We start from the raw sequence: 5,437 nt of genomic DNA, 5'->3' as shown, positions 1-5,437 counted from the left end.
AAAACTCCTTTAGATATTGCGGCAGAACGAGTTCGAGCTGGAACGATTGATGAATCTGACGCACAAAACAATGGGATGTTAATCAGCAAGCATTTAATACAAAATGGGGCGCAAATAACCAAGATATATAGGGATTCTGGCCTTCCATCTATAGTTAAAGCATATGCTTTTAAAAATCCTTATTTGGAAGGAATAAGACCCAATATGAGTTATCGATCTTTTAAACAAATTTTAAGAGATATAGGTGAGGATCATCGGTTTTGTCTCAAATTTCAAAAGAATTTAGCTCTAGAGTGCATTAAACACTTTATTAAAGTGAATAAAGAACACCCTAAATTTGAGAACAGACTGCATCAATTAAGATACGATATAAATGGTTACTCATCTGAAGAAGAATCGGCGGGGGTGAAATACATACGCCAGTTACGCAGCAAATTATGGATTATTCGCCAGCTAAGGGGATTATATGGATGGAGTTCTACTCAATGGGAAATCAATACTCTGATCAACCGGGCTTTAGAGCAGCATGAAACCAAAAAATCCAATTCTTTTTGCTTCTTTTCTTGTGGGACACAACCAGAAGCCTCCTCGACATACGAGTTACAAGAACCCCATCTCGGGATGTAATCCCGGTTTATAATAACTGAAGCATCATCATCTTTTTTTGTGTCGATTGAGTTCATAAGAGGACAAATTTTGTATGTGCAATGTCATTTCCGCGCAGGCGGGAATCTATCGATCAAATTGTTTGTGTGCAATGTCATTCCCGCGTAGGCGGGAATCTATCGATCAAATTAATTTTTTGCTTGGTTTGTGAGATGGACAAATTGTATGTGCGCAATGTCATTCCCGCGTAGGCGGGAATCTATCGATCAAATTAATTTTTTGCTTGGTTTGTGAGATGGACAAATTGTTTGTGCGCAATGTCGTTCCCGCGTAGGCGGGAATCTATTTCTAATGAGGTACAGTGTTAGTTGAAGAATAGATTCCCGCCTGCGCGGGAATGACATGAATTTTGAACAAAATGAATTATTAATGCGTTTGCATTTCCCCCAGATGAAATGGGTAATCGTGGCGGCAACGGGCATATGCGGCGCCAATTTTGGTGGGGTCGGGATAAAATGCGTAATGAGTGGCTTTGTAGGCACAGCAGGGAACGGCGCTCACAAAACAACCTCTTTTGGCATTCCAGCGATAATGGCCATCTTCTGCTAGCTGTAATGTTTTGCCATCAAAACAGACATAACGGGGTTGTGAAGGAATTTCGCCAATCACACAACCTTGAGCATAAGCAAAATTTATGAATGCAAATAATAGTCCCCAAAGTATAATTTTCATCATTTCAATCCCTTTATCTTGCTATACTAATGTTATACGTTAGTCCATCTTACAGTCTTTCTTCAAGCAAGATGTGATTATTTAATGTGATACTTAAGGATAATTTAATTAATTTAGCATAAAATATATAGATAATGGTTTGAATGGTTTGATTATGCCTAAGAACGACTCTCTTTTAGCTGCAATAAATAATCCTGCGTTGTTATCAAAAGGGGATTTAGCACGCCATGCACTAGATGAATTAATCTCAGTTGATTTGAGTGATCCGGTAAATTTACGTAAAGCAGTTACAAAACATCGGGTTTTATGGGGAAGAGAGTTTGGCATAAGGCCGGATGGAATTGATACTTGGGAATCTACAAATCCAAGGTTTTTGGCGGGAGCCGATGCTGATGATTATCTAAATGATGAAACTTTTTTAGACTCAACGGATCGGGTTGATAGTTTTGCAAAAATCAAACAAGCGGCTACAGAACAACGCATTCACTTTGGTCTGAGTGCAGTTACCGATCAAGAAGTTTTAATTAATATTTTAAAATATAATTCTGATGAGTGTAGGGCTTATTTGACGAAAAAGGTAGTCCCTGAGATGCCTGTGCCTCAAGGATGGCATGCAACGGCACCTCATGCTACACCAGGACATCCAGGTACCAATGATTCCAGGGATATCTTGACTGATGAAGCGGTGATTCGAATTCAACAACAGGCAGCGAAACAGTTATTATTTCAATTAATCGCTAAACCAGACCTCCAGAATCCAAAATTACTCGATGATTTAATCAGCGCCAGGAATGACCTTAAAGTGGCGGCACAGGCACTGGGTTTTCCAGAAGAAGGGCTGACTTCTTTGGAGCAAGAATTTCCCGATGAACTGTTTGATAAAGCTCAAGAACGTAGTGATGCCTTAAAAAAAGTTGCTGCCCTGGAAGAATTTAACCGAATTCTTAGCACACTGGATTATACCTGGCTATCAAGCAAAACCCCAATGTTAGGAATTGCCAGCCCGGAAGGGTTCCTTAATACCTTGTTAAATCAGCCAGAATTCCTTGCGGTAAATGACACACTTAAAGAAGATAAAGCCGTATTAGGCGCAAAAGTACAACAACAATTGTGTGCACGATATTTGCAAGATAAATTATTAAAGGATGGCCTAAATCTAGGCGACCGCACCACCAAAGGAGCTCCAATTTGTAATGCCAATAATGAAGCCGATTTAAAAGCTGCATTAAAAAATGGTATTCCAGGACATGATGCGATTATCGATAAAGCGGTAGGAACAGATAATCTCACTTTGTTTAAAGTGTCTATGATCAAGGGGTTGTTGTCAAAAATTCCTTCCAACGCTCATAACATAGGTTATTTAAAAGGGCTTGATCAAGCTAAAATCAAAGATTTACCAAAACGATTGGCTGGGTTTATAGATAATGGAAATGATTCCTTTTCATTAGATTTTCTTAAGCCAGAACACCTAAATGATATAAAGGGCGTCATTCGAGAGCAGCTTAAATCATTTGCTCGTGATCAGCGTATCGAAGATTTTAAGGATTTGGTCGATAAAACCCAAAGCAGTTATGGCCGTGAAGCCCATAAAGCATTAATTGATTTGTTTCGCCAATTGCCTGAGGAAAAGCAGGTCGAAATCCTTTCAGTGGAAAAGCGTAATGACTTAAATCTTGTAATTAATGCGCGAACTCCGGAACAGATTAAGTTTTTTTGGGGAACTGTTAATTCTCATGGTCAACCTCTCAATGTTAGCGCTCTGGTACTGGAAAATGAAAGAAATGCCGCTTTTAAGAATGTTCATAATCCTGTTATAGCCAAGTTACTGGTCAACCTCGATATTCCTACCGATAAAATTGCAGCAGTAAATCAAGCTTTATTTGATCATAGAGCACTTAATTTCTCGGATCCTGATCATTATAAAACATTGGTTGAAGCACTTTGGGTCGCAAGTGGGAGTCCTGCCAATAAGAATGAATTTTATCAAGCGTTTAATTTAACAGCTGCTGATTCAAATGTTTTGGCTCCTCCTCATGAAGTAGCCAATAAAATTCAAGCACATCATAAGAACAATGTTATTGTCTATGAACGACTACAAGAACCTAGAATATTACCGGCTGGGAAAAGGTTTGATGAACTATTTTTAAAAGTTGGCAGACCTGGTTCTTGGGCATCAGCGGACGATGTAAAGAAGGCGGAAGCCCTTTTTGTTGCGAGTAAAGATGTCCATGAGTTTCTTGATAAGTTGATTCCAGAGCCAAACGATGAGCAATCAAAAGCACTGAAAGAATCATTAAGCAGAGCGCTTACTCCAACGGTATTTCGTGAAATAAAAGCTGAAAAACGAAAGAATCTATTTGACAAAGATAACGACGAAAATAAACAAAAGATTATCAATGAAGTAACTCAGGAATTAACTGAACTACAAAAAAGCAAGCCATCCATTGAAGAGCATAAAGCAAAGCTTGAGAAAATTCCTGACAATAAGATATTGCAGGCAAGCTTATACAACTTGGCACTCGAAGGGAACACATCAGAAAGAACTCAGGCAATGAAAAAGACATATAAAGAATTGTCTGAGCAATGTGATGAGATTATAGAGCACTTAGAGACTAATTTACGCGATTTGGATGCATGTCTTGAGAGTACAAAAGAGCCACAACCACCCAATGACATCAAGAGTCTGGAAGTTAGACGACAATTTACCGAGATGCGTGAAAAGTTAGAAGCCGAGAAAACTGCAGTTGCTGAGCAGTTAGCTTTTTATAAAACGACGAAAGCTAAAATTTCGGGCGAAAAAGGTTTGTTATCAACAATTGATGAGTTTTCCAGTGGTAAAGTTAGATTACAGCATAAGTCATCAAATGTTATGTATAAAGCCATAGAAAAAGATCAAGTGGCAACTTTAGCTAGGCAATTAAATCCTGCGGCAACCTCAACGTTAGGAACTACTTTAAGTACCAATCGAGATCCAAATTATTCAATAGAAGAAATCCCTGAAAAGGGCAAAGTTCTATGCGCTGATATGGTTCATTACCAGCCCGACGAAAATAATCCGGGTAACAAAATTGAAGCCGATAAAGGCCGTTTTACTGTCGATTTTCATCCTGAGGGGAAAATTGTTCCCGGGCTTCTGCAGGGATCAGAGGTTTATAAACGTCATCCCCAAGAAGTGAAGATATTTTATTTATCTGAAGACCCAAACTACAAAGCCAAAGATGCAATCGAGGCAGCAATGAATTTGCTGGAACGTTGGGATGGTAAAACCCCAATTACATTGAAAGGGGTTAAAGGAAAAGAAGAGGAATTGCAATATTTATGGACTGCATTAGTTGTACTTGGTGAACACCATCCTAATTTTTCTCAAAGTAAAATAGAATTTTCCGTCCGCAATACCGCCGCATGGAACCCCAGTGTCGAAAAAAATTGGAGAGGCTTTACTAAGGAATCTGTTTATGAGAGCGTATTTAAAGGTACGGCCAAAAGCCATATTGCAGCGCAAGTAGCGGATTTTAAGAGCATCATGGACAAAAGAAAAAGAGAAGAATTGGATACTACAAGCAAGAAGACCGTTTCTGATTATAAAGAGAACTTAAGTGGTATAAAAACACCGAATGATAAAAATAAAAAAATCGAAGGACCAGTGTTGTCACAAGGTGGTAATTCCATTAAAAAATAGCAATGAGATAAATAGGTGCAATGGGAACAAATTTTATAACGATGTGAAGTTTAATGAATAATGCCATGGGCTATTATTATAATATAAGCACAGAAACCCTTCGTATACGGGAGAATAAATATGCCAGGTCCATATGTGGGTCAATTTGAAGCTCTAATTGATGGAGCAGACTACAGTGATATAAGTTATCTTAAGGAAATTGCTAATGCAAAAGCATCTACTGTGGCTAGTGTTACTGTGGTTAGTGTATATAACAATATTCGTGATAAATTATCAAAACTTGCAATAAAAAAACAAAGACAGGATTTAGAACTATATGCCAAAGTTCGAGTCGGTCTAGGATACGGGGATACAAGTTGGATTGATGATCGCGAGGCCATTGCGCTTCAACAGCGTGCAAGAGACAAAATTGCTTCTTTG

At 38.6% G+C, this 5,437-nt stretch carries 3 protein-coding genes and 1 pseudogene; 3 read left to right on the top strand and 1 reads right to left on the bottom strand.

Annotated elements, in window-relative coordinates:
• Positions 1–627 (top strand): annotated as a pseudogene (locus tag DGG96_RS17345) (Dot/Icm T4SS effector AnkK/LegA5); the annotation flags it as partial.
• Between the two features lie 405 nt (positions 628–1,032).
• Here the strand turns inward: DGG96_RS17345 and DGG96_RS17340 are convergent.
• Complete coding sequence (locus tag DGG96_RS17340) at positions 1,033–1,341, bottom strand: hypothetical protein (RefSeq protein ID WP_058468182.1); 309 nt, start codon at positions 1,339–1,341, stop codon at positions 1,033–1,035.
• Between the two features lie 151 nt (positions 1,342–1,492).
• Here DGG96_RS17340 and DGG96_RS17335 point away from each other — a divergent pair, with 151 nt between their 5' ends.
• Together DGG96_RS17335 and DGG96_RS17330 are read left to right on the top strand one after the other, a co-directional pair.
• Complete coding sequence (locus tag DGG96_RS17335; RefSeq protein WP_110143802.1) at positions 1,493–5,017, top strand: hypothetical protein; 3,525 nt, start codon at positions 1,493–1,495, stop codon at positions 5,015–5,017.
• A 120-nt stretch (positions 5,018–5,137) separates the two neighbouring features.
• Positions 5,138–5,437 (top strand): hypothetical protein (locus DGG96_RS17330; protein ID WP_205872626.1); only part of this gene is annotated, 300 nt, incomplete at its 3' end.

It is taken from the genome of Legionella qingyii, from assembly GCF_003184185.1.
This window is presented reverse-complemented; position numbering and strand designations above follow the sequence as displayed.